This window comes from Leisingera sp. CC-HEC093, assembly GCF_059429195.1.
Genome location: NZ_JCAIJR010000001.1, coordinates 4055550 through 4080232, shown reverse-complemented (window position 1 = coordinate 4080232; position 24683 = coordinate 4055550). Strand labels below are relative to the sequence as shown.

Genomic DNA, 24683 nt, shown 5'->3' with positions numbered 1-24683 from the left:
TCGTGCTCAGATAAGAGCTGAGGGTGTACAGGGGGGGTACGGACGGTGCACAGGGGGTGCACGCATGTCACCCCCGCGCCGGTGCGTTCCGCCGCGTCCCGTTGGAACCGGATACTTGCGAAGCTAAGTTTTTTCGCGGACTGTCTGCCGCGACGGAACCTGAAACAAAAAAGGGGAGGGGAAAATGCCGGCCAAGAACCGCTTTGCCGAGATGCACCAGGAGATCACCGCCTGGCGCCATCACCTGCACGAGAACCCCGAACTGATGTACGAGGTGCACCAGACCGCCGCCTTTGTGGTGGAGCAGCTCAAGGAATTCGGCATCACCGATATCACCACCGGCGTCGGTCAGACTGGCGTGGTGGCGGTCATCGAGGGCAAGACCAACACCTCCGGCCGGGCCATCGGACTGCGCGCCGATATGGACGCCTTGCCAATCCCCGAAGCCTCCGGCGTGGACTATGCTTCCAAGACGCCCGGCGTGATGCACGCCTGCGGCCATGACGGGCATACCTCGATCCTGCTGGGGGCGGCCAAGTACCTTGCAGAGACACGGAATTTCGATGGCAAGGCGGTGCTGATCTTCCAGCCGGCCGAGGAAGGCGGAGCAGGCGGCAAGGCGATGTGCGATGACGGTCTGATGGACCGCTGGGGCATTCAGGAGGTCTATGGCCTGCACAATATGCCGGGGCTTCCGGTGGGCGAATTTGCCATCCGCCCCGGTCCGCTGATGGCGTCTTCGGATGAATTCACAATAACTGTCACCGGCAAGGGCGGCCACGCTGCCGCCCCGCACGAAGCGATTGATACGACCCTTGTTGCTTCGCAGATCGTGGTCTCGCTGCACTCGATTGTGTCTCGCAACGTGGACCCGATCAAGCGTGTGGTGCTGACCGTTGGCACCTTTGAGACCGACAGCACCGCTTCGAACGTGATCGCCCATACAGCCAAGCTGCAGGGCACCGTGCGCACGCTGGACCCGGAATACCGTGCCCAGGCCGAGGACTGGGTGCGCCGGGTGGCGGAGAGCACCGCCATGGCCTTTGGTGCCACGGCGGCGGTCGAATGGGCTCCAGGCTATCCCGTTACAATCAATGATGAAAACGGCACTGCCCACGCAATTGAGGCGGCGCGGGCGGTGTCGGCCAAAGTCGATGCCGAAACCCCGCCAATCATGCCCTCCGAGGATTTCTCCTACATGCTGGAGCAGCGCCCCGGCGCCTATATCTTTCTCGGCAACGGCGACACCCAGATGTGCCACCACCCGGCCTATGTCTTTGACGACGAAGCGATCCCGCTGGGATGCAGCTGGTTTGCCGAGCTGGTCGAACGAAGAATGCCCGCGGCCTGAGGCTGCGGGGAAAGACAATCAAAGGAGTGAGAAATGCCGGTCAAGAACCGCTTTGCCGAACTGCAGGATGAAATCACCGCCTGGCGCCGTGACATCCACGAAAACCCGGAAATCCTGTTCGAAACCCACCGCACCAGCGCACTGGTGGCGGAAAAGCTGCAGGCGTTCGGCTGCGACGAGGTTGTGACCGGCATCGGCCGCACCGGTGTGGTTGGCGTCATCAAGGGCAAGGCGGACACCTCCGGCAAGGTGATCGGCCTGCGCGCCGACATGGACGCGCTGCCGATCCATGAGCAGACTGGCTTGGAGTATGCCTCCAAGACCCCGGGCGCGATGCATGCTTGCGGCCATGACGGCCATACCGCAATGCTGCTGGGCGCCGCCAAGTACTTGTCGGAAACCCGCAATTTTGACGGCACCGTAGTGGTGATCTTCCAGCCCGCCGAAGAGGGCGGCGGCGGCGCCAAGGTAATGTGCGACGACGGGCTGATGGACCGCTGGGGCGTGCAGGAGGTCTACGGCCTGCACAACTGGCCGGGCCAGCCGCTGGGCTCGTTCGCGATCCGCCCGGGTTCCTTCTTTGCCGCCACCGACCAGTTCGACATCACCTTCGAGGGCCGCGGCGGCCACGCCGCCAAACCGCATGAGACCGTGGATACGACCGTGCTGGCTGCCCAAGCCGTGCTGGCGCTGCAGACCATCGCCTCGCGCAATGCCGACCCGGTACATCAGATTGTGGTCTCCGTGACGTCTTTCGAGACATCGTCGAAAGCGTTCAACGTGATCCCGCAGAAGGTGCAGATCAAGGGCACCGTGCGCACCATGTCGGGAGAGATGCGCGACCTGGCTGAAAAGCGGATCAACGAGGTTTGTACCGGTATTGCAGCCACCTTTGGCGGCACCGCGGATATCACCTATCACCGCGGCTATCCGGTGATGGTGAACCACGAGGAGCAGACCGAATTTGCCGCCAAGGTGGCAGAGAGCGTTTCCGGCGCCTGCGGGGATGCGCCGCTGGTGATGGGCGGCGAGGATTTTGCCTTCATGCTGGAAGAGCGCCCCGGCGCCTATATCCTGATGGGCAACGGCGACACCGCGATGGTGCACCACCCTGAGTACAACTTCAACGATGAGGCCATTCCCGCCGGCTGCAGCTGGTGGGCGGAGATCGTCGAGCAGCGGATGCCTGCGGCTTAAGCGATATAAGGGAGGGGGCTGTCTGCCCCCTCTTGAGCCTGCGGCTCATTTCACCCCCGAGAATATTTTCGGCCAGATGAAGGAGCGGGCGGGCTTTAGTGCTCCAGAAGTTCGCGGTAGATGGCGACCAGGGTCTCGGCCTCCTTTTCCAGCGCGAAGTTGGTCATGGCGTGTTTGCGGGCGGCCACTGACCAGTCCGCCAGCCGGCCTTTGGCGGACAGCACGTCATTGATCGCCTGAACCATTTGCCCGGTATCACCGGGGTCGATCAGCAGGCCGGTTTCACCGGGCGCGATCAGTTCTTCAAAGGCGCCAACACGGGTGGCCACTGCAGGCACGCCGCAGGACATGGCTTCGAGCGGGGTGAGGCCGAACCCCTCCCAGCGCTGGGGGGCAACGTAAAGATCCAGCGCCTGGTACCAGCGCGAGACCTCCCAGACCGGCACCTCCGGCGGGAACAGCAGCCGGTCCGACAGGCCCGCGGCTTCGGCCTTGGCGCGCAGGCCCTTTTCGAACGCTACATGTTTCTCAGTCGCGCGGCCCATCACGATGCCGGCTGCATTGGGGTGCGCATTCAGCACCTCCAGCATGGCGTCGACAAAAACGTCGGTTCCTTTCTGCGCCCGGATGCGGCCGTAGCAGCCGATCAGGATGGCGTCTTCCGGCAGGCCCAGCTCGCGCCGCAGGGCGGCCTTGTCAGCGGGCGGGGAGAATTCTTCGGTGTTGATTCCGTGATGCACCACCTGAACCGGCTTCTCCAGGTAGGCCGCGCCCTTGGCCGAGGTGGCAATCACCCGGTCCATCTGAGAGATCAGCCACTTGGTATAATCCGAGTGGTGCCGCTGCGAGGCGGAGGTGAACAGGAGTTTCAGCCGCTTGCCCAGAAGGTACTTGAGCGCCAGCCCGCCCAGCATTTCCACGTTTCGCCGCGCGTGCCAGACGCGGGCGCCAGCCGGTCCGTTGCGGCGCATCCGGACGAGCTGGGACAGCGACAGATGCGGCATGTCCCCCGGCAGGCCGCTGCCGGCGGTGGCAATGGCGATCTGCTGCCGCTGCAAGGGCACCAGCCGCACAATGGTGGAGGTGACGCCGGACAGGCGGCGCTTGAAGTTCGGTGCGATGACTTCGACCGTGTTGGCGTCAACTTCAGCCATTCCGGCCTCCTTCGCGGGGCAGCAGCGCCAGCAGGGCGTCCACCGTCTTGTCCAATTGATCCGACTGCTGCGAGATGAAAGCCCCAGCGGCCTCGCGGGCAGCCTGGAACGTCTCCGGTTGCTCCAGCCACTTGGCAACCTGATCTGCCAGCTCCGCAACGGATCGGATCTCTGCCGCAGCGCCAAGCGAGGTCAGCTCAGCATAGGTCTCGGCGAAATTGTAGTACCCAGTGCCGGTGATCACCGCGGCGCCTGCCTGCATCGGTTCAAACGGGTTGTGGCCGCCGATTTCTCGCAAGGAGCCGCCCAGGAACACCAGCGGGCAGAGCTCGTACCAGGTGCCGACCTCGCCCAGCGTGTCGGCGAGATAGACCTGCGTCCGGGTGCCGGGCAGCACGCCCTTGCTGCGGCGGGCGCAGCTGAACCCGGCGTTCTTGACCAGCTTTTCAACCGTTTCGCCGCGCTCCGGGTGGCGGGGGGCGAGCAACAGGCAGAGGTCCGGGTGCTGTTTCAAAAGCGCCTGATGGGCTTCAAGCACGGTTTCCTCTTCGCCCTCGTGGGTGGAGGACGCGACCCATACTGGGCGCTCGCCGATGCTGCTGCGCACCTCGGCGAGGGCGTCCTGATCAATCGGCAAAGGGGCTGAGACGGCCTTGAGGTTGCTGCCGGGGCGGATGCGGCCCGGGGCGGCGCCCATCCTCTGCAGATTGGCGGCGGTTTTCTGGTTCTGGGTGACCAGCAGGGTGAATTGATCCAGGATGAACCGCGCGGTGTCCGGGCGTTTTGTCCAGCCCTCCACCGATTTGTCCGACAGGCGCGCGTTCAAAAGCACCAGCGGGCAGCCGGTTTTCCGGGCACGCACCAGCATCTGCGGCCACAACTCGCTTTCCACAAACACACCCAGATCGGGCTGCCAATGGTCCAGGAAACGGTCCACGGCGGCAGCGGTGTCCAGTGGCGGGAACTGGTGGCGGCAGCGCGGCGGCATTCGTTTGGCAATCAGTTCGGCAGAGGTGGGCGTGCCGGAGGTGATCAGGAACTCCGCGTCCGGGGCCTGTTCGCCCATGCGCGCAATCAGGGTCAGCACCGACAGGCTTTCGCCGACGGAGGCGGCGTGGAACCAGATAAGCCGCCCGGCTGGGCGGGGCAGGGAGGCGTGGCCAAGGCGTTCGCGCACCCGTTCCTCCGGCAAGCCGTAGTCGCGCAGCTTGCCCGCGACCTTGCGCCAGGCAAAGGGGGCAATCAGCGCGCTGGCGCCGCAATAAAGGGAATAGAGCAGCGTCCGTTGCGCTGGAGCAGTCTGGGCCATGATCAGCCGCCAGTGTGGCTCATATGGCGGGACATCTGGCCGCCGGCCTCCTGCCGGGAGTAGTCGAAGTCATGGCCGCGGGGTTTGTCGCCGATGGCGGCGCGGATCGCGGCCTCCAGCACGCCGGTGCCTTCCTCGTTGGCGCGCAGAGGCGCCCGCAGGTCGGCTTTGCCCTCCTGGCCGAGGCAGGTGTAGATCTCGCCCGTGCAGGTCACCCGCACCCGGTTGCAGCTTTCGCAGAAATTATGCGACAGCGGGGTGATGAAGCCGATCTTCTGGCCGGTTTCCTCCAGCCGCACATAGCGGGCCGGGCCGCCGCTGCGTTCGGCCAGGTCGGTGACGGTGTAGCGGCTTTCGTATTCCGCGCGAACGTCCTCCAGCGACCAGTACTGGCCGATGCGTTCCATGGCGCCGATATCCTCGCCCATCGGCATCACCTCGATCCAGGTGAGGTCGAGGCCGCGCTCGGCGCACCAGGCCGTGATCCGGGGCAGTTCTTCCTCGTTGAAGCCCTTCAGTGCCACCGCGTTGATCTTGACCTTGAGGCCCGCCTTCTGCGCCGCATCGATACCCTTCATCACCTGCGGCAGGCGGCCCCAGCGGGTGACATCGGCGAATTTCTGTTCGTCCAGCGTGTCGAGCGAGATATTCACCCGCCGCACCCCGGCGGCATAGAGGTCATCCGCGTATTTCACCAGTTGCGAGCCATTGGTGGTCAGCGTCAGCTCTTTCAGGGCGCCGGTTTCCAGATGGCGGCTCATCGACTGGAAGAAGGTCATAATGCCGCGGCGCACCAGCGGCTCGCCGCCGGTGATCCGCAGCTTTTCGACGCCCAGCCGAATGAACGTGGAACAGAGCCGGTCCAATTCCTCCAGAGTCAGCAGGTCTTTCTTGGGCAGAAAGGTCATGTTTTCCGACATGCAATAGACACAGCGGAAATCGCAGCGGTCGGTGACCGAGACACGCAAGTAAGTGATTGCGCGGGCGAAGGGATCAATAAGCGGAGCCGTCATGCCTCCTAGGTAAAGCGGGGCACCGCCCGCGGCAAGGGGGGACATCTTTTGTGACTGGCAAAGAGTTTCGCGGCTGGCTAGGGTTTGCCCATGCGTATGACAGTTATTTCCCTTGCTTCGATTTCCCTGCTGGCCGCCTGTAGCGGTATCCAGCTGAACTCCTCCCTTCTGAACGGCGGCGGCGGGCCGGCGGCGGCTGACCCGCAGGACCCGGTGCTGCAGCCCGCGCCTGGCGTCGATGCGGCCGAGGCCGATCCGCTAGCGCCTGCGGCTCCCTCTTTCCGGGGCTCTGCGTCGACGGTGGCCTCGCTGGGTGATCCTTCGCTGCCCGGCATGTGGATGGAAACACCGCTGGTCGCGGCAGAGCAGCAGGCGCTGATCCGCTCCAGCCGCAATACCCAGGCCGTGGTTACGCTGCGGCCCGCACCGGGCGAGGCCTCAGGCGGCAGCCGCCTGTCGATTGACGCCATGCGGGCGCTGGGGCTGCCGCTGACAGAACTGGCCGAGGTGCAGGTGCTGCCCGCGGGTTGAGCCTGGCAGCATCCAGGCACAAGGCAGCCACAAGCCGGACCGCAGCGCGACCCGGCTGAACCGGCATGCCTAAGCGTCTTTCAAATACTTCGCCGCTTCCTTGCGGGCGAAACCCTTCATGGCATCGCCATGTTCCGCCAGAAACGTGCGGGTGCGGTCCGCGTCATGCTTGCTAAGGTCGCGCAGCCACCAGGCCACAGCCTTTTGAATGAACCAATCGCGGTCGGGCACATAACATGCGGCCCAGCCCAGGATACGCTCACGGGCCGCGCTATCGGCGGGCTTCAGGTTGTTCATCTTGGCCCAGGGCAGAGTCGCCACCAGTGCCGCGCGGCGGGTCCACATGTGGTCCGATTGCGACCAGCCTTCCACCGTGTCCAGGCGCGCCGGATCCGCTAGCAGCCGTTTTGAGATGGCGGAGCACACATGATCGGCGATGGCCCAGCTGTCGAACTGCGGCACCCAGGACTGCAGCAGCTCCCAGACCGCCGCGTCGTCTTTGATCCGTGCCTGTGTAAGCAGCTTGCCTGCGGCAATGCGGGCCTCAAAGATATCGGTGTCCCACAGCGCGCGGGCCAAGTCCACGCGCTCAGCAATGCTAAGCGATTGCCGCCAGAACTTGGTCAGCTCATTGGTGGCCGGGTTGGGTACGCCCAGCACGGCACGGGTCTGCTTGTGATAAGCGGCCATCTGCTCTGCCCGGCCGGGTTCGGCCTGGGCTTTCAGCGCATCAAGATAGGTCTCGAACATGTGTTTCCTTGAACCCGGCCGTTACACCGGCACGCCGGTGGGTTTGCCATCGATGGTGGTCTGGTTCTTCTCTTCCCAATAGGCGCGGATGTCTTGGTCCGACTTGCCGTCGGCCCATTTCTGCATGGTGTCGCGGTCGGACTGGTATTCCATGAATGGCACCGCATAGCCGCAGGAGGTCTGCACCAGATCGACCGAAACATCAAAGATCTGCCGGGCGCTGCGGTGGGCGGGGAAGAGCGCGGCCAGACCGTCCCAGCCGCTGTCGCCGGCATGCAGAACATTGGCAGTGCCGTAGGCGCGCAGGATTTGCGGGCGGGCGGTGAAGGAACACCACATCAGGGTAATGCGGTTCACCTCCAGCAGGTGGCCCGCGGTTTCATTGCCGCTGCCAGTCAGGTTCATCCAGACGATCCGGTCCGGCCCCAGCACCCGCAGCGAATCCATCCCCTTGGGGGAGATGTTCACACGGCCGTCCGGCCCGGCCGAGCCGGTAAAGAACATGTGCTGCTCTTCAATGAACTTGCGGTGCGCCTCTTCGATCTGCGGGAATTGCTTAGCCATGGCTCACTCCACTGTCACCGATTTGGCCAGGTTGCGCGGCTGGTCCACATCGGTGCCTTTGGCAACCGCGGTGTGATAGGCCAGGAGCTGCGCCGGAATGGCATAGAGGATCGGCGACAAGGCCTCTTTGATGCGGGGCATCCGGATCGCGCACCAGACATCCTCGCCGGCCTCGTCAATACCGTCCTGATCCGAAATCATCAGCACCTTGCCCTTGCGGGCCAGGACTTCCTGCATGTTGGAAACCGATTTGTCGAACAGCGTGTCCCGGGGGGTCAGCACCACCACCGGCATGTTCTTGTCAATCAGTGCGATGGGGCCGTGCTTCAGCTCGCCGCTCGCATAAGCTTCGGCGTGAATATAGCTGATTTCCTTCAATTTCAGCGCGCCTTCCAGCGCCAGCGGGAACATCAGGCCGCGGCCCAGAAACAGGACGTCGCGGGCTTCGCTCACCTTCAGGGCGGCCTGCCGGATCGCCTCGTTCTGTTCCAGCGCAGAAGACATCACATTGGGCAGGCCGCGGATCGCGGTGGCGTAACCGGCCATTTCCTCCGCACTCAGATGGCCGCGGTCGCAGGCCGCCTTGAGCGCCAGCGCCAGAAGCACGGTCAGCTGGCAGGTGAAAGCCTTGGTGGAGGCAACGCCGATTTCCGGCCCGGCAAAGATCGGCAGCGCCAGATCGCTTTCCCGCGCGATGGAGCTTTCGGGAACGTTCACAACCGACAGGATCTTGTCTGCCTTCTCCTGGCAGTAGCGCAGTGCCGCCAGGGTGTCGGCAGTTTCGCCCGATTGCGACACAAACAGGGCCAGTGTCTTGCCGGGGATCGGCGGTTCGCGGTAGCGGAACTCCGAGGCGATATCGACCTCAACCGGCAGGCGGGCGATTTGCTCGAACCAGTATTTCGCGGTGACACAGGCATAATAGGCGGTGCCGCAGGCCACCATGGTCAGCCGCTCGACCTTGGAGAAATCCACCTCGCCGGGCAGGCGCACGGCGTCTTCTTCGACCGGCAGGTAGTGGCGGATCGCCTCAGCAATCACATGCGGCTGCTCGGCGATTTCCTTGGCCATGAAATGCTTGTGGCCGCCCTTGTCGACCTGGGCGGAGTCGATTTGGATCGTCTTGGTCTCGCGGTTGACCAGTTCGCCGTGCCCATTGCGGATTTCAGCACCCGCGCGGGTGACAACGGCGCGGTCGCCTTCCTCCAGGTAAGTGATCCGGTCGGTGAGCGGCGCCAGTGCGATGGCGTCGGAGCCCACGAACATCTCTCCTTCACCGTGGCCGATCGCCAGCGGAGAGCCCTTGCGGGCGGCGATGATCAAGTCTTCCTCGCCATCAAACAAGAAGGCCAGCGCAAAGGCACCCTCCAGCTGGTCCAGCGTTTTGAAGGCAGCATCCACCGGAGTGTGGCCTTCCTTCAGATACCGCTCCGTCATCAGCGCGACGGTTTCGGTGTCGGTTTCAGTGCGGAATTCCATACCGCAGTTCAGAAGCTCTGCGCGCAGCTCCTTGTAGTTTTCGATGATGCCGTTGTGGACCACGGCCACGGACCCGGCACGGTGCGGATGGGCGTTGCTGACAGACGGCGCGCCATGGGTGGCCCAGCGGGTGTGGCCGATACCGGATTTGCCGGCCAGCGGCTCATGCACCAGCAGGTCGCTGAGGTTCACCAGCTTGCCCACTGCGCGGCGGCGGCGCAGGTCGCCATTGTTCACGGTGGCTATGCCTGCGCTGTCATAGCCGCGGTATTCCAGCCGCTTCAGCGCCTCGACAAGGATCGGGGCAGCTTCGTGATTACCCAGAACACCGACAATTCCGCACATCACTTGGTTCCCTTTTGCAGGCGGGCCTTCTTGGCGCGCAGCATGTCCATCAGCTTGCGCGCGTGGCCCTGTTTGTTGGTCTGTCCGGCCCGGCCGATGGCCAGGTCCCCGTCTTCGACATTCTTCGTCACCACCGTCCCCGATGCGGTCATCGCCTCGCTGCCCACCCGGACCGGAGCCACCAGCATGGTGTTTGAGCCGATAAAGGCGCGCGCTCCTATCTCGGTGCGGTGCTTCAAAACTCCGTCATAGTTGCAGGTAATTGTGCCTGCGCCAATATTTGCGGCTTCGCCGACAAAGGCATCGCCGATATAGCTAAGGTGGTTCACCTTGGCGCCTTCGGCAATCTCAGAGTTCTTGATTTCCACGAAATTGCCGATGCGGGTGTTTTCGGCCAGCTCTGCGCCGGGGCGCAAGCGGGCAAACGGCCCCACCTCGGCGCCGCGGCTGATGTGGCAGCCCTCAAGATAGGTGAACGACCGGATCTGCGCGCCGCTTTCCACCGTCACGCCGGGGCCAAAGACCACATTGGGTTCGATCACCGTGTCGCGGCCGATTACGGTATCAAAGGCGAGGTAAACGGATTCCGGCACCATCAGGGTGACCCCAAGCTCCATCAGTTCCGTCCGCGCCCGTGTCTGAAACAGTGCGTCCGCCTGTGCCAGTTCGGCCCGCGAGTTGACACCCAGCGTCTCTGCCTCGTCGCAGTACACTGCGGTTACCTTGAAGTCTTCTTGACGGGCCAGTTCCACAAGATCGGTCAGGTAATACTCGCCAGATGCGTTTTCATTGCCAACTTTGGCGATCAGGTCGAAGACCGTGCTGGCCTTGCCTGCCATCAGGCCGGAATTGCAGAAGGTAATGGCGCGTTCTGCTTCGCTTGCGTCCTTGAATTCGACAATCCGCTCCAGATTGTCGCCGTCCATCACCAGGCGGCCGTAGCGGCCCGGGTCGGCGGCCTGAAATCCCAGAATGACCAGATCGGCGCGCTGGCGGGCACCGGCCATTCGCTCCAGCGTCCCGGCACTGACAAAAGGCGTGTCGCCGTAAAGGACAATCACATCGCCCTCGAACCCTTCCAGCGCGGCGCGTGCCTGGTCCACGGCATGGGCCGTGCCAAGCTGTTCCTCTTGCAGCACAACCTCGGCGGTCTCGTCGATGCCGGCCACTGCTTCGCGCACTGCCTCAGCCCCGTGGCCCGCCACGATGATGGTGCGCTCCGGCTCCAGTGTGCGGCCTGCGGCCATCGCATGCTCCAGCATCGGCGCCTTGGCAATCGGGTGCAGCACTTTGGGGAGTTCGGAGTTCATCCGCGTGCCTTTTCCGGCCGCCAGGATGACAAGGGCAATGCTCATAATCGCTTTTCTCTTTGTCTTTTTAGCGCTCCCGTTTTATCCGCTGGGGGGCGGGGCGCAAGGGATAGCGCCATCAAACAAGATTGCGGGCTGCAATATGCGGCGGCGGAAAAGTGCCGAAAGGGCAGGATATGCGAACGGTTATCTTCGATCTGGACGGCACGCTGGCGGATACTTCGGGTGATCTTCTTGCGGCGGCCAATGCCTGTTTCCGGCAGATGGGTCTGGGCGATGTGCTGGACCGCCCCGAAGATGCAGGCGTCGCCCTGCGCGGCGGGCGCAACATGCTGGCAACAGGATTGACGCGGGCAGGCCGGTTTGATCAGGCCACGGTTGACGAGTTCTACCCGGTATTGCTGGAGGCCTACCGCGATGCCATCGACCGCCACACCGTGCTCTATCCCGGCGCAATGGAGGCCGTGGAGGCCCTGAAAATTGCGGGTTTCGGCGTTGGAATCTGCACCAACAAGCCGGAGGGGCTGGCGGACCAGCTGATGCGCAGCCTTGGCGTGCGGGATGTTTTTGCCTCGCTGGTCGGGGCTGATACGCTGCCGGTGCGCAAGCCCGATCCGGAGCCGCTGTACGAGGCTGCCCGCCGCGCCGGCGGCGACCCGGCCCGCACCCTGCTGGTCGGCGACAGTGACACCGACCGCAGCACCTCGGCAAATGCGGGGGTGCCGTCGGTGCTGGTGACCTTCGGACCCTCGGGCGATGATATGGAAGCGCTCAAACCCGATGCGCTGTTGCACCGCTTCGAGGACTTGCTGGACGTCGCGGAACGGCTGATTGTGTGATCCCGCAACTTAGTTCCGGGAAATCCATCCGCCAGGGTTCGTACTTGACGCGTCGCTGGCGGCGGCTCACAAACGCCGCATGAGCGAGACATTTTCCGGGTCTTTTACCCAGCAGGAACCCATCCCCGAGGACGCCATCGCGGCCGCGCTTGAGGTGCTCCGCCACGGGCGGCTGCACCGTTACAACGTGGCGGACGGCGAAGAGGGTGAAACCGCGCTGCTGGAGCAGGAATTCGCCGCCCGGATGGGTGCGAAATACTGCCTGGCGGCGGCCTCTGGCGGCTATGCACTGGCGACCTCGCTGCGGGCGGTAGGGGTGAAGCCCGGCGACAAGGTTCTGACCAATGCCTTCACCCTGGCGCCGGTGCCGGGATCCATTGCCTCAGTCGGGGCTGAGCCGGTGTTTGTCGAGGTTACCGAAGGGCTGACCATCGATCTGGAGGACCTGGCCGCCAAGGCGGGGCAGGCCAAGGTGCTGATGCTGTCGCATATGCGCGGGCACCTGTGCGACATGGACCGGCTGATGGAGATCTGCAACGCGGCCGGCATCACCGTTATCGAGGATTGCGCTCACACTATGGGCGCCTCCTGGAACGGGGTGCTATCGGGCCGCCACGGGGCAGTCGGCTGCTATTCCTGCCAGACCTACAAGCATGTGAACTCGGGCGAGGGCGGATTGCTCATCACCGATGACGAGGAAATAGCCGCCCGGGCAATCATGCTGTCGGGCTCCTACATGCTTTATGGCCGCCACTTGGCCGCGCCGGGGCCGGAGGTGTTCGAGCGGGTGAAATACGAGACCCCCAACATTTCGGGCCGGATGGACAACCTGCGCGCCGCCATCCTGCGGCCGCAGCTGCGCGATCTGGACGCCCAGGTGGAGCGCTGGAACGACCGCTACCGCGCGGTTGAGGAGGGGCTGCGCGGCACCCCGGGCCTCACCGTGGTGCCGCGCCCCGCGCAGGAGGTCTATGTCGGCTCCTCGATCCAGTTCCTGCTGTTGGACTGGTCCGAGGAGGCCGTGCAGGAGGCCGTGCGCCGCTGCGCCGCCCGCGGGGTGGAGCTGAAGTGGTTCGGCACGCCGGAGCCGGTCGCCTTCACCTCCCGCTATGACAGCTGGCGCTATGCGAACACGCCGCGGCTGCCGCAAAGCGACCGCGTCCTGGCGGGTATCATAGACATGCGGGTGCCGCTGACCTTCAGCCTGGAAGACTGCGCCCAGATCGCCCGCATCATCCGGGCCGAGGTTTCTGCCGTCTATCAATCCGCCTGATACAGGGGCACCGTCGAAATTGAGACCTTGGCCGAGCCGTCGGTCAGCTCTGCCGCATGGGCGGCATAGATCAGAGTCTGATTGGTCTCGTCGAAAATCCGCTTCACTCGCAGCGACTTGAGGATGATGGAGCGCGAGGCGCGGAACACATCTTCGCCATCGCGGCTGCGGTCAATGTCTCCTATCGTGATCGGCCCGGTCTGGCGGCAGGCGATAGAGGCATTTGAGGGATCCTCGAACCAGTTGCCCTTGGACAGCCGGTCAAGCAGCCCGCGCTCGAAATAGGCGATGTGGCAGGTCACACCTTTGACTTCGGGGTCGGCGATGGCCTCGATGATGATGTCGTTCCCGACCCAGTCGACACCGATCTGGCCGACCTCCTCGGCGGCGGCGGGCAGGCTCAGCAGGCAGAGGGCAGCGGCCAGGGTTGGTTTCAATCGTGTCATACGGTGCTCCTGTCGGTGTTTGGGGCGGGTGTCTGCCCATTCATAAAGTGACTACGCACAGAACCTATTAAAAGATCCCGTTAAAAGATCCCGGGAACCTTTCTCCAAAAGTGGACGTTGAGCACCCGCAATGGCGCAACAAGGCGCCTCATTACAGAAATGGCATTGAGGAGAATACGATGCATACGTCCAAAATCGCCCTGACCACGTCCGCTCTGGTTATGCTGGCAGCGCCGGGCTGGGCCGGTGTCCAGGCGCAGGCCGTCACTGATCTGAACCTGCGTGCGGGTCCGGGGCCGCAGCACGAAATCGTCGGTGTCATTTCAGCAGAAGGTGCTGTCGATCTTGAAGGCTGCATCGAAGAAAGCAACTGGTGCAAGGTCAGCTACGAAGGTGCCGACGGCTGGGCCTGGGGCGAATATCTGACCGGCACAGTGACCCAGGAATACGTTCCTGTTGTCGCCAAGGAAAGCCCGGTCAAGATCAGCACTGTGACCTATGAAAAGACCGGTGAGCATGACGCGGAGCTGGGTGCTGTTGGCGGTGCTATTACCGGCGGCCTGATTGCCGGTCCGGCTGGCGTTTTGGTCGGGGCGATTGCGGGTGCCGCAGCCGGTGAAGCCGCGGTGCCGGATGAGCAGGTGGTGACCTATGTGCGCAGCCATGCGACCGAACCAGTCTATGTCCAGGGCGAAGTGGTTACCGGAGTAATGATCCCGGAAGAAGTGCAGTTGACCGAGGTTCCTGAGTCGAACTACCGCTATGTCTACCTGAACGGCCTGCCGGTGCTGGTTGAGGCGGACAGCCGCACAGTTGTCCATGTGATCCGCTAACGCGGCTTAATGCGGAAGTGTATTGCGGGCGGCCCCTGGCGGGGCCGCCCGCTGCCGTTCTGGTGGCCCAGGAAGGAAGCTGATTGACCCGAATCGAAGGCTCCTCTATTGAATTGAACAACTGTTCATATAATCGGCTCTGGCCTGGAGGATCTGCGGGATGTTCAACGCAAGCATGACTTTCGATCTTGGTGAGGACGTGAACGCGCTGCGCGATGTGATTCACCGCTGGGCGCAGGACCGCGTCAAACCGATGGCGCAGGAGATCGACCAGAAGAACGAATTCCCGGCGGAGCTGTGGAAAGAGATGGGTGAACTGGGCCTTCTGGGCATCACCGTGCCTGAAGAGTTCGGCGGTGCCGGCATGTCCTATCTGGCGCACACCGTTGCGGTTGAGGAAATCGCCCGCGCCAGTGCGTCCGTATCGCTGTCCTATGGCGCGCATTCCAATCTTTGCGTCAACCAGATCAAGCTGAACGGCAATGCAGAGCAGAAAGCGAAATACCTGCCGCGGTTGCTCTCCGGCGAGCACGTCGGCGCGCTGGCAATGTCCGAAGCAGGCGCCGGTTCCGACGTTGTGTCGATGAGCCTGCGGGCGGAAAAGCGCAACGACCACTTCCGTCTGAACGGCAACAAATACTGGATCACCAACGGCCCCGATGCCGACACCCTGGTGGTCTATGCCAAGACCGATCCGGAAGCCGGCTCCAAAGGCATCACCGCCTTCCTGATCGAGAAGGAGATGAAGGGCTTCTCCACCTCTAAACATTTCGACAAGCTGGGGATGCGCGGGTCCAACACGGCTGAACTGGTGTTTGAGGACGTGGAGGTCCCGTTCGAGAACATTCTGGGCGAAGAGGGCAAGGGCGTGCGCGTGCTGATGTCCGGCCTCGATTACGAGCGCGTGGTGCTGGCCGGTATCGGCACCGGCATCATGGCCGCCTGCATGGACGAAATGATGCCCTACATGAAAGAGCGCAAGCAGTTCGGCCAGCCGATTGGAAACTTCCAGCTGATGCAGGCCAAGATCGCCGACATGTACACGGCAATGAACACGGCGCGGGCTTATGTCTATGAGGTTGCCAAAGCCTGCGACAAGGGCACCGTGACCCGTCAGGACGCGGCAGCCTGCTGCCTCTACGCTTCCGAGGTCGCCATGACTCAGGCGCATCAGGCAGTGCAGGCCTTTGGCGGTGCCGGCTACCTGTCTGACAACCCGGTGGGGCGCATCTTCCGCGATGCTAAGCTGATGGAGATCGGCGCCGGCACCAGTGAAATCCGCCGGATGCTGATCGGCCGGGAGCTGATGGGCGCCATGTAAAAAAGACCCCGCGGCTCCAGAGGGGCAGCGGGGTCTCCAAGCGGGCCTGGCGGCGCACAGATGGCCGCCAAGCCTAAACCGGATCGCAAAGGATCAGAAGCGGTGCACGTAAGCCAGGTTCACGACTACCGGATCAATCTCAGCGGTGCCCAGATAGGCGCCGTCCAGGGTTGCGTCGGTGTCGATGTCCATCCAGCGGACGTTGAACCGCAGCGCACCGTTGTCAGAGATCTGGTAGTCGGCGCCGGCATTGACCGCGATGCCGAAGCTGTCGTCCAGCTCAAGGTTGCCGAGGGCGGTCTCTTCTTCGAAGAAGGTGGTGTAGTTCACACCCAAGCCGAGGAACGGTTTGATCGCGCCCTGGGTCGGGAAGTGGTAGTTGATCGACAGGGTCGGCGGCAGCTGTTTGGCCGAAGCAGCGTAGCTGCCGTTCAGGTTGATGTCGTGCTCGAACGGCGACGCCGCCAGCAGCTCGACACCCCAGTTATCGCGGAAGAAGTACTCGACGGTCAGCGACAGCGCGTTGCCGTCGTCGATATCGGCGTCCAGGCCGGCCAGGGTGCCGTTGCCGGATTTGGGGTTCACGTTGGCGATGCCGACGCCGACGGTCCAGTCGCCTTGCTCTTGGGCAAAGGCGGGGGCGGCCATTGCGGCCAGGGCGGAAGTCAGCGCAAGCGCGGAAACCATGCGTTTCATGGGGTGCGTCCCTTTTCTTGTGTTCACGCTGACGTGATGCCTGCCAAACCCAGTGCAAGCCCTGATCTGGATCAATATTGTGCAGCCTTAGCCCTTGATAATGCCCCGAAAAACTGCATATCCGACATGCGTTTCAGGAATGTCTAAACATGCATGAAAAGCGTAACATTCCAGAACTTCGCGCAGACGGCAGCTGGGACTTGCCGGAGCGGTTGAACATGGCCGCGCAATGCCTGGCGCGGCCAGATGATGCGCTGGCGCTGATCGACATGACCGGCCCTGCACGCCGCGACATCTCCTGCGGCGAACTGGCAGCAATGACGGACGGGCTGGCGCGCTACTTGTTAACCCGCATCCAGCCGGGGGACCGGGTCGGGGTGCTGCTCAGCCAGTCGCCCTGGTGCGCGGCGGCGCATCTCGCCATCTGGAAGGCCGGCGGCATCTCTGTGCCCTTGTTCAAGCTGTTCAAACGCGGCGCGCTGGCATCGCGGGCTGGTGACGCCGGGGTGCGGTTTGTCCTGACTGATCCGGAGGGCGCGGAGCTGCTGGGCGACTTGGCTGAGGCGGTGATGGCGGACAGCGCAGGCTTCGACGGCCCCCCGGTGCCCTTTGCGGATACCGCGCCTGAAACACCGGCGGTTCTGATCTACACCTCCGGCACCACCGGCAGCCCCAAGGGCGCACTGCACGGCCACCGTGTGCTGACCGGCCACCTGCCGGGGGTTGCCATCAGCCATGACCACCTTGGCCAGCCGGGCGATGTGCTGTGGACCCCCGCCGACTGGGCCTGGATCGGCGGGCTGTTCGACGTGCTGATGCCGGGCCTGGCGCTGGGCGTGCCGGTGGTGGCCGCGCGGCTGGACAAGTTCACCCCCGAGGCCTGTGCAGATCTGATTGAACAGGCCGGGGTGCGCAACATCTTCTTCCCGCCGACGGCCCTGCGGATGCTCAAGGCAGCAGGGCAGGGGCTCCATGGCCTTCGCTCCGTTGCCAGCGGCGGAGAGCCCCTGGGCGCCGAAATGCTCGCCTGGGGCCGGCGTCAGCTGGGCGTGACCATCAACGAATTCTACGGACAGACCGAGTGCAACATGGTGGCCTCCTCCTGCGCCGCGGATTTCGAGCCGCGCCCGGGCTGTATCGGCAAGGCGGTGCCGGGGCACGCGCTGGCGGTGATCGACGCGGCAGGTAACTCCACGGAGGATGAGGGCGACGTTGCCATACGCCGCGGTTCTGCCGCGATGCTGCTGGAATACTGGAACCGGCCCGAGGAGACGGCGGCCAAGTTCCGCGGGGACTGGCTGGTGACCGGCGACCGCGGCATCTGGGAGGATGACTACCTGCGCTTTGTCGGCCGCGAGGATGATGTGATCACCTCGGGCGGCTACCGCATCGGGCCGGCGGAGATCGAGGATTGCCTGTTGACCCACCCGTCAGTGGCGACGGTGGGTGTGGTCGGCAAGCCCGACAGCCTGCGCACCGAGATCGTTAAGGCCTATGTAGTGCTGAAATCTGGGGCGGAAGCATCAGAGAGGGAGCTGCAGGACTACGTCAAGGACCGCCTCGCGCATTATTCCTACCCGCGGGAGGTCGCGTTCGTGGACGCGCTGCCGATGACCGTAACCGGCAAGGTGATCCGCAAGGAGCTGAAGGCGCGGGCGGCAGGGGAAACCGAATGAAACAAGGTGTTGCATACCCGGCGTACGCTGCCCCAATCGGAATGAAAGACTTTTCCCGTATAACGGGATCCAGCCTAACCCCTACAATGGGAGAGTGGACATGAAACTCACATCCAAGGCGATGCCCTCCTCGGACGGCTTCAAGCAGAACCGCGAGGCGCATCTGGACGCCCTTGCGCAGATCAGCGAGGCGGCAGAGGCCGCGCGCATGGGCGGCGGCGAGAAATCCCGCGCCCGCCATGAAAGCCGCGGCAAGATGCTGCCGCGCCGCCGGGTGGCGAACCTGCTGGATCCCGGCTCTCCGTTTCTGGAAATCGGCGCCACCGCGGCGCACGCCATGTATGACGGCGCCGCACCCAGCGCGGGTGTGATCGCGGGCATCGGCCGGGTGCATGGGCAGGAGGTCATGGTGGTCTGCAACGACGCCACCGTGAAGGGCGGCACCTATTACCCGATGACGGTCAAGAAACATCTGCGGGCGCAGGAGATTGCGGAAGAAAACCATCTGCCTTGCATCTATCTGGTCGACTCCGGCGGTGCCAACCTGCCCAATCAGGATGAGGTCTTCCCCGACCGGGACCATTTCGGGCGCATCTTCTACAATCAGGCACGGATGTCGGCCAAAGGCATCCCGCAGATCGCGGTCGTCATGGGTTCCTGCACCGCGGGCGGCGCCTATGTGCCTGCGATGTCGGATGTCACCATCATTGTAAAGGAACAGGGCACCATTTTCCTGGCCGGCCCGCCGCTGGTGAAGGCTGCAACGGGCGAGGTCGTCAGCGCCGAGGACCTGGGCGGCGGCGACGTGCACACCCGCCTCTCCGGCGTGGCCGATTACCTGGCCGAGGATGACGCCCACGCACTGGCGCTGGCGCGGCGCGCGGTGCAATCGCTGAACATCACCAAGCCGCTGACGGTCAACTGGGCCAGCCCCGAGGAACCCGCCTATGATCCCGAGGAAATCCTCGGCGTAGTGCCCGGCGACTTGCGCACGCCTTACGACATACGCGAGGTGATTGCGCGGCTGGTCGACGGCTCCCGCTTCGACGAGTTCAAGCCGCGCTTCGGCGAGACACTGGTGACGGGCTTTGCCCACCTCAAGGGCTGCCCTATCGGCATCATCGCCAACAACGGTGTGCTGTTCTCGGAAGCTGCCCAGAAAGGCGCGCATTTTGTGGAGCTGTGCAGCCAGCGCAAGATCCCGCTGGTGTTCCTGCAGAACATCACCGGCTTCATGGTTGGCCGGAAGTACGAAAACGAGGGCATCGCCCGCCACGGCGCCAAGATGGTGACGGCGGTGGCCACCACCAACGTCCCCAAGATCACCATGCTGGTCGGCGGCTCCTTCGGTGCCGGCAACTACGGCATGTCGGGCCGCGCCTATTCCCCGCGTTTCCTGTGGACCTGGCCGAACTCCCGCATCTCGGTGATGGGCGGCGAGCAGGCAGCAGGCGTGCTGGCGACGGTGAAACGCGACGCCATCGAACGCCAGGGCGGCAGCTGGAGCACCGAGGAAGAAGCGGAGTTCAAACGCCCCACCGTTGAGATGTTCGAGGAGCAGAGCCACCCGCTATATGCCTCCGCACGCCTCTGGGATGACGGCATCATCGACCCGCGCAAATCCCGCGATGTGCTGGCCCTGTCGCTGAGCGCCGCCCTGAATGCCCCGATTGAAGACACACGCTTCGGCGTTTTCCGGATGTAAGATCCGCTCTTCTTCTGGCCAGAAATATCCCCGGGGGTCCGGGGGCAGGCAGCCCCCGGTCCAGAGATCCAGACAAAGGACCAACCCCATGTTTGACAAGATCCTGATTGCCAACCGCGGCGAAATCGCCTGCCGCGTGATGGAAACCGCCCGCGCTATGGGCGTGCGGACCGTGGCTGTTTACTCCGACGCCGATGCCGCTTCCAAACATGTGGCGCTGGCGGATGAGGCCGTGCACATCGGCGGCCCGGCCCCGGCGGACAGCTATTTGAAGGGTGATGAGATCATCCGCGTAGCACAGGAAACCGGTGCCCAGGCGATCCACCCGGGCTATGGCTTTCTGTCGGAAAACCCGAAGTTCGTCGAGGCGGTTGAGGCTGCTGGCCTCTCCTTCATCGGGCCGTCGGCGGATGCGATCCGCAAAATGGGCCTCAAGGACGCCGCCAAGGCGCTGATGGAGGAGGCCGGCGTGCCGGTGGTGCCGGGCTACCACGGCGCCAATCAGGACCCGGAGTTTCTGGCTGGCGAGGCGGAGAAGATCGGCTATCCGGTGCTGATCAAGGCGGTTGCCGGCGGCGGCGGCAAAGGGATGCGGCTGGTCGAAAAACCCGGTGAATTCGCTGATGCCCTCAAAAGTGCCCAAGGCGAGGCGACCACGGCCTTTGGCAACCCGGACGTTCTGATCGAGAAGTACATCCAGCAGCCCCGCCATATTGAAGTACAGGTTTTTGGCGACGGGACCCACGCGGTGCATCTGTTTGAACGCGACTGCTCGCTGCAGCGCCGCCACCAAAAAGTGATCGAGGAAGCGCCTGCGCCGGGCATGACCGAGGAGATGCGCGAGGCGATGGGTCTGGCCGGCGTGCGCGCCGCCGAAGCAATCGGCTACAAAGGCGCGGGCACTGTTGAATTCATCGTTGACGGCTCTGACGGTCTGCGTACCGACGGGTTCTGGTTCATGGAAATGAACACCCGCCTGCAGGTGGAGCATCCGGTCACGGAACTGATCACCGGCGTCGATCTGGTGGAATGGCAGCTGCGCGTCGCCTCAGGCGAGAGCCTGCCTGCAGAACAGGAAGACCTGACCATTACCGGCCACGCGTTCGAAGCGCGGCTTTATGCGGAGGACGTGCCGAAGGGTTTCCTGCCTGCAACCGGCACGCTGACCCATCTGTCCTTCCCGGCTGAGTGCCGCGCCGACAGCGGTGTGCGGGCAGGGGATACCATCAGCCCTTGGTACGACCCGATGATCTCCAAGGTGATCGTGCATGGCTCCACCCGCAAGGTGGCGCTGTCGCGGCTGGCCCGCGCGCTGGAGGAAACCCAAGTCGGCGGCACCGTCACCAACCTCGCCTTCCTCGGTGCACTGGCGGCGCATGAAGGGTTTGCGGGTGGAGAAGTGGACACCGGCCTGATTGCCCGCGACCTGGATGCTCTGACCGCTGCACCGGAAGTCGAACTGCGCCACAAGGCGGCCGCCGGCATGGTGGCGCTGGATCTGGTGGAGGCTGCGCCGGACACCGGCTTCACCCTCTGGGCCCCCTTGCACCGGGCCGTTACCCTTTCCCATGCGGGTGAGGCATTCACGGCGGACGTGCAGGTGGACGGGCCGGACCGGCAATTGTGGACCGTTGCAGGCGAAACCGTTGTGGCCGAACGCAGCCAGGGCCAGTGGCGCATCGGTGAGCGCCGGATGCCCGCGGTCTCGCAGTCCGGTGCGCTGATCACTGTGCATGACGCCTATGGGCTGGAGTTCACCGCGATTGATCCGCTGGACCGCGATGCGGCGGCAGGCGGAGACAGCAACGTGATCGAGGCGCCGATGCCCGGTCTGGTCAAGGCGGTCTTTGCCGAGGCCGGCCAGACGGTGAAGGAGGGCGACCGGCTTGCCATTCTGGAAGCGATGAAGATGGAGCATTCGCTGCTGGCCGCCCGCGACGGCGTGGTGGCGGAGGTGCTGGCCGCTGCCGGCGACCAGGTCGAGGCCGGCGCGGCGCTGGTGCGGCTGGAAGAAGAAGACGCCTGATCCGCAGCAGGGGCGGAGCGTTTGCCGCCCCTGCTGCGGATTGAGTATTTATGGAAAGATGAAGCCGGAGGGCATTCCCATGGGCGAATTTGCCGAAATCTTCGAGGTTGGCCCGCGCGACGGGTTGCAGAACGAAAAGCGCGAAATTCCGGTTGCGGAAAAGGTGGCGCTGACTGACTGCCTGAGCCGGGCCGGGTTCAAGCGCATCGAGGTCGCCAGCTTCGTGTCGCCCAAGTGGGTGCCGCAGATGGCGGGCAGCGCGGAGGTGCTGGGTGGCCTCACCCGTGCACCCGGCGTCCGCTATGCGGCGCTCACGCCCAATATGCGCGGATACGAGGATGCGGTGGCTGCCAAGGCGGATGAAATTGCGGTCTTTGCCTCCGCGTCCGAAGGGTTTTCCAAGGCCAATATCAACGCCTCCATCGAAGAAAGCATCACCCGCTTTCTGCCGATCCTGGAGGCCGCCAAGGAGACCGGGCTGCCGGTCAGGGGCTATGTCTCCTGCGTGACCGACTGCCCCTATGACGGGGCCACCCCGCCCGGGAAGGTGGCAGAGGTGGCTGAACGGCTGTTCTCTCTCGGCTGTTATGAGATTTCGCTGGGCGACACCATCGGCCAGGGCACCCCGGAGGCGATCACTGCGATGCTCAAGGCTGTCACCGCGCGGGTGCCCGCCGCACAGCTTGCTGGCCACTACCACGACACCGCGGGCCGGGCGCTCGACAATATCGAGGCCTCGCTGGCGCAGGGCTTGCGGGTGTTCGATGCGGCTGTCGGCGGCTTGGGCGGCTGTCCCTATGCGCCGGGGGCGGCGGGCAATGTGGCAACTGAAGCGGTGCACAAGCGCTTGACCGGACTGGGCTATGACACCGGCCTGGATGCGGAGGTGCTGGAAGAAGCCGCGGCGCTGGCCCGGGCCATGCGCGGCCTGCAATAAGATTTCACCGGAGACACGAGATGTTCGAAACGATCACCCTGGACACCGACGCCCGCGGCGTCTGCACTCTGACCCTGAACCGGGCCGAGAAGCACAACGCCATGTCCGGCCAGATGCTGCAGGAACTGACCCTGGCGGCGAAGCGGCTGGCGGAGGACGAGACCGTCCGCGTGGTGGTGCTGACCGGTGCAGGCAAAAGTTTCTGTGCGGGCGGCGACCTTGCTTGGATGAGGGCGCAGATGGATGCCGATGCCGAAACCCGCGCGCGTGAGGCGCGGGTGCTGGCGGAGATGCTGATGGCGCTCAACACTTTGCCCAAGCCCTTGATCGGCGCCGTGCAGGGCAATGCCTTCGGCGGCGGTGTTGGAATGGCGTCGGTATGCGACGTGGCCATTGGTGCGGACCATCTGAAGATGGGCCTGACCGAGACCAAGCTGGGACTGATTCCCGCCACCATCGGCCCCTATGTGATCGCCCGGATGGGCGAAGCCAAGGCGCGGCGGGTGTTCATGTCGGCCCGCCTGTTCGGCGCTGCGGAAGCGGTGGAGCTGGGATTGCTGGCCAAGGCAGTACCTGCGGACCAACTGGCCGAGGCGGTCGAGGCAGAGGTTGCCCCCTACCTGAACTGCGCCCCCGGCGCAGTGGCGGCAGCCAAGAAACTGGCCCGCGATCTGGGTCCGCGGCTGGATGACGGCGTGATCGACCATACAATCAAGGCGCTTGTGGAGCGCTGGGAGGGACCGGAGGCTGGCGAGGGTATCGCGGCGTTCTTCGAAAAACGCAAACCGGTCTGGCAAAGCTGAAAACCGGTATTACTGACTCACGTTTTCACGGCGGCTGCAGCTTCCCCTGCAGCCGCTTTTCTTATGAAAACACTTGGGAATTATCCCTGTGTTGCAACAGTGCTTTTTCTATCCAAACCCCTGTGGATTAACCTCGCTTTAGTTGACGCTCCGCAGGCGCAGGGGTATGCACAGTCCAAATCAACACGCCAATTGACGCCGCGCGGAAATCCGCCCGGGGAAAGGAGCTGCTCTTGGAAGAGATGTTGAGGGAATACCTGCCGATCCTGGTCTTCCTGGCCGTCGCGGCAGGTCTGGGGATTGTCCTTATCCTGGCAGCCGTCGTCCTGGCGGTCCGCAACCCGGACCCGGAAAAGGTCAGCGCCTACGAATGCGGTTTCAACGCCTTTGACGATGCCCGCATGAAATTCGATGTCCGGTTCTACCTGGTGTCGATTCTCTTCATCATTTTCGACCTGGAAATCGCCTTCCTGTTTCCCTGGGCCGTCGGTTTCAAGGACATGAGCGACCTCGGCTTCTGGTCGATGATGGTGTTCCTGGGCGTGCTGACCATCGGTTTTGCCTATGAGTGGAAGAAAGGGGCCCTGGAATGGCAGTGATGACCGGACCCAACACGGCGGGCGTGGACAAGGAAGTTGTCACCCGGACCATCAATGCCGAGCTTCAGGACAAGGGCTTCCTGCTCACTTCGGCCGAGGACATCATCAATTGGGCGCGCACCGGTTCCTTGCACTGGATGACTTTCGGTCTCGCGTGCTGCGCGGTGGAGATGATGCACACCTCGATGCCGCGCTATGACGCCGAGCGTTTTGGCATCGCGCCGCGCGCCTCGCCGCGCCAGTCGGATGTGATGATCGTCGCGGGAACCCTCACCAACAAGATGGCACCTGCGCTGCGCAAGGTCTACGACCAGATGCCCGAGCCGCGCTATGTGATCTCGATGGGTTCTTGCGCCAATGGCGGCGGCTATTACCACTACAGCTATTCTGTGGTGCGCGGCTGCGACCGGGTTGTGCCGGTCGACGTTTACGTGCCCGGCTGCCCGCCGACGGCTGAGGCGCTGCTGTATGGCCTGATGCAGCTGCAGCGCAAGATCCGCCGCACCGGCACCCTGGTGCGCTAAGG

The 24683-nt window shown here is 63.9% G+C and carries 23 protein-coding genes; 14 read left to right on the top strand and 9 right to left on the bottom strand.

From position 1 onward, the window contains the following. Positions 1-184: 184 nt before the first annotated feature. Both AC5STB_RS20095 and AC5STB_RS20090 read left to right on the top strand, forming a co-directional pair. Positions 185-1351, top strand: coding sequence for a M20 aminoacylase family protein (locus AC5STB_RS20095; RefSeq protein ID WP_495444536.1), 1167 nt, complete (start codon positions 185-187; stop codon positions 1349-1351). Between the two features lie 33 nt (positions 1352-1384). Further along, complete coding sequence (locus tag AC5STB_RS20090; RefSeq protein ID WP_495444535.1) at positions 1385-2548, top strand: M20 aminoacylase family protein; 1164 nt, start codon at positions 1385-1387, stop codon at positions 2546-2548. A 95-nt stretch (positions 2549-2643) separates the two neighbouring features. Here the strand turns inward: AC5STB_RS20090 and AC5STB_RS20085 are convergent, their stop codons facing one another. The 3 genes from AC5STB_RS20085 to moaA are packed head-to-tail and all read right to left on the bottom strand — an operon-like array spanning position 2644 to position 6024. After that, the gene (locus AC5STB_RS20085) at positions 2644-3702 is read right to left on the bottom strand and encodes a glycosyltransferase family 4 protein (protein ID WP_495444534.1); all 1059 of its coding nucleotides are present in this window, start codon (positions 3700-3702) and stop codon (positions 2644-2646) included. Further along, positions 3695-5011, bottom strand: a complete 1317-nt coding sequence (locus tag AC5STB_RS20080; protein ID WP_495444533.1) for a 3-deoxy-D-manno-octulosonic acid transferase — start codon at positions 5009-5011, stop codon at positions 3695-3697. Before AC5STB_RS20080 ends, AC5STB_RS20085 begins: the two co-directional genes overlap by 8 nt. Before the next feature lie 2 nt (positions 5012-5013). Further along, positions 5014-6024: a GTP 3',8-cyclase MoaA gene (gene moaA, locus AC5STB_RS20075; RefSeq protein WP_495444532.1), complete on the bottom strand. Its 1011-nt coding sequence runs from the start codon at positions 6022-6024 to the stop codon at positions 5014-5016. A 90-nt stretch (positions 6025-6114) separates the two neighbouring features. Here moaA and AC5STB_RS20070 point away from each other — a divergent pair, with 90 nt between their 5' ends. Continuing rightward, on the top strand, positions 6115-6555 hold the full coding sequence (locus AC5STB_RS20070) for a hypothetical protein (protein WP_495444531.1): 441 nt from the start codon (positions 6115-6117) through the stop codon (positions 6553-6555). Positions 6556-6624: 69 nt separating this feature from the next. On the opposite strand, the gene AC5STB_RS20065 is transcribed toward AC5STB_RS20070, so the two are convergent. From AC5STB_RS20065 to glmU, 4 genes are read right to left on the bottom strand one after another with little or no spacing between them, the layout of a single operon-like run. Beyond that, complete coding sequence (locus AC5STB_RS20065; RefSeq protein ID WP_495444530.1) at positions 6625-7305, bottom strand: DNA alkylation repair protein; 681 nt, start codon at positions 7303-7305, stop codon at positions 6625-6627. A gap of 21 nt (positions 7306-7326) precedes the next feature. Next, positions 7327-7869 (bottom strand): pyridoxamine 5'-phosphate oxidase family protein, encoded by a 543-nt coding sequence (locus tag AC5STB_RS20060; protein WP_495444529.1) that lies wholly within the window; start codon positions 7867-7869, stop codon positions 7327-7329. Positions 7870-7872: 3 nt separating this feature from the next. Beyond that, positions 7873-9693: a glutamine--fructose-6-phosphate transaminase (isomerizing) gene (glmS, locus tag AC5STB_RS20055; protein ID WP_495444528.1), complete on the bottom strand. Its 1821-nt coding sequence runs from the start codon at positions 9691-9693 to the stop codon at positions 7873-7875. Next, entirely contained in the window at positions 9693-11048 is a 1356-nt protein-coding gene (glmU, locus tag AC5STB_RS20050) for a bifunctional UDP-N-acetylglucosamine diphosphorylase/glucosamine-1-phosphate N-acetyltransferase GlmU (protein WP_495444527.1), read from the bottom strand. The genes glmS and glmU overlap by 1 nt, the downstream gene beginning before the upstream one ends. Positions 11049-11179: 131 nt before the next feature. Here glmU and AC5STB_RS20045 point away from each other — a divergent pair, with 131 nt between their 5' ends. Next, a complete protein-coding gene (locus AC5STB_RS20045) occupies positions 11180-11842 on the top strand; it encodes an HAD-IA family hydrolase (RefSeq protein ID WP_495444526.1) in 663 nt (220 codons plus the stop codon). A gap of 79 nt (positions 11843-11921) precedes the next feature. Then, positions 11922-13115: a DegT/DnrJ/EryC1/StrS family aminotransferase gene (locus AC5STB_RS20040; protein ID WP_495444525.1), complete on the top strand. Its 1194-nt coding sequence runs from the start codon at positions 11922-11924 to the stop codon at positions 13113-13115. On the opposite strand, the gene AC5STB_RS20035 is transcribed toward AC5STB_RS20040, so the two are convergent. Further along, the gene (locus AC5STB_RS20035; RefSeq protein ID WP_495444524.1) at positions 13103-13561 is read right to left on the bottom strand and encodes a CreA family protein; all 459 of its coding nucleotides are present in this window, start codon (positions 13559-13561) and stop codon (positions 13103-13105) included. The genes AC5STB_RS20040 and AC5STB_RS20035 overlap by 13 nt on opposite strands. Positions 13562-13740: 179 nt before the next feature. Here AC5STB_RS20035 and AC5STB_RS20030 point away from each other — a divergent pair, with 179 nt between their 5' ends. Both AC5STB_RS20030 and AC5STB_RS20025 read left to right on the top strand, forming a co-directional pair. Beyond that, positions 13741-14394 carry a DUF1236 domain-containing protein gene (locus AC5STB_RS20030; RefSeq protein ID WP_495444523.1) on the top strand — a complete coding sequence of 218 codons (654 nt, stop codon included), beginning with the start codon at positions 13741-13743 and terminating at the stop codon, positions 14392-14394. A 160-nt stretch (positions 14395-14554) separates the two neighbouring features. Next, positions 14555-15715, top strand: coding sequence for an isovaleryl-CoA dehydrogenase (locus AC5STB_RS20025; protein WP_495444522.1), 1161 nt, complete (start codon positions 14555-14557; stop codon positions 15713-15715). Positions 15716-15808: 93 nt separating this feature from the next. Here the strand turns inward: AC5STB_RS20025 and AC5STB_RS20020 are convergent, their stop codons facing one another. Continuing rightward, positions 15809-16411, bottom strand: coding sequence for an OmpW/AlkL family protein (locus tag AC5STB_RS20020; RefSeq protein ID WP_495444521.1), 603 nt, complete (start codon positions 16409-16411; stop codon positions 15809-15811). Positions 16412-16560: 149 nt separating this feature from the next. On the opposite strand from AC5STB_RS20020, the gene AC5STB_RS20015 reads away from it, so the two are divergent. From AC5STB_RS20015 to AC5STB_RS19985, 7 genes are all read left to right on the top strand, one after another. Then, complete coding sequence (locus tag AC5STB_RS20015; protein ID WP_495444520.1) at positions 16561-18087, top strand: AMP-binding protein; 1527 nt, start codon at positions 16561-16563, stop codon at positions 18085-18087. Positions 18088-18187: 100 nt separating this feature from the next. Further along, positions 18188-19792, top strand: coding sequence for a carboxyl transferase domain-containing protein (locus AC5STB_RS20010; protein ID WP_495444519.1), 1605 nt, complete (start codon positions 18188-18190; stop codon positions 19790-19792). Positions 19793-19880: 88 nt separating this feature from the next. Next, positions 19881-21818 carry an acetyl/propionyl/methylcrotonyl-CoA carboxylase subunit alpha gene (locus AC5STB_RS20005; RefSeq protein ID WP_495444518.1) on the top strand — a complete coding sequence of 646 codons (1938 nt, stop codon included), beginning with the start codon at positions 19881-19883 and terminating at the stop codon, positions 21816-21818. Positions 21819-21897: 79 nt separating this feature from the next. Continuing rightward, on the top strand, positions 21898-22755 hold the full coding sequence (locus tag AC5STB_RS20000) for a hydroxymethylglutaryl-CoA lyase (RefSeq protein ID WP_495444637.1): 858 nt from the start codon (positions 21898-21900) through the stop codon (positions 22753-22755). A gap of 20 nt (positions 22756-22775) precedes the next feature. Then, a complete protein-coding gene (locus tag AC5STB_RS19995; protein ID WP_495444517.1) occupies positions 22776-23558 on the top strand; it encodes a crotonase/enoyl-CoA hydratase family protein in 783 nt (260 codons plus the stop codon). A 233-nt stretch (positions 23559-23791) separates the two neighbouring features. Further along, entirely contained in the window at positions 23792-24157 is a 366-nt protein-coding gene (locus AC5STB_RS19990) for an NADH-quinone oxidoreductase subunit A (RefSeq protein WP_495444516.1), read from the top strand. Then, positions 24148-24681, top strand: a complete 534-nt coding sequence (locus AC5STB_RS19985; protein WP_495444515.1) for a NuoB/complex I 20 kDa subunit family protein — start codon at positions 24148-24150, stop codon at positions 24679-24681. Before AC5STB_RS19990 ends, AC5STB_RS19985 begins: the two co-directional genes overlap by 10 nt. Positions 24682-24683 lie beyond the last annotated feature (2 nt).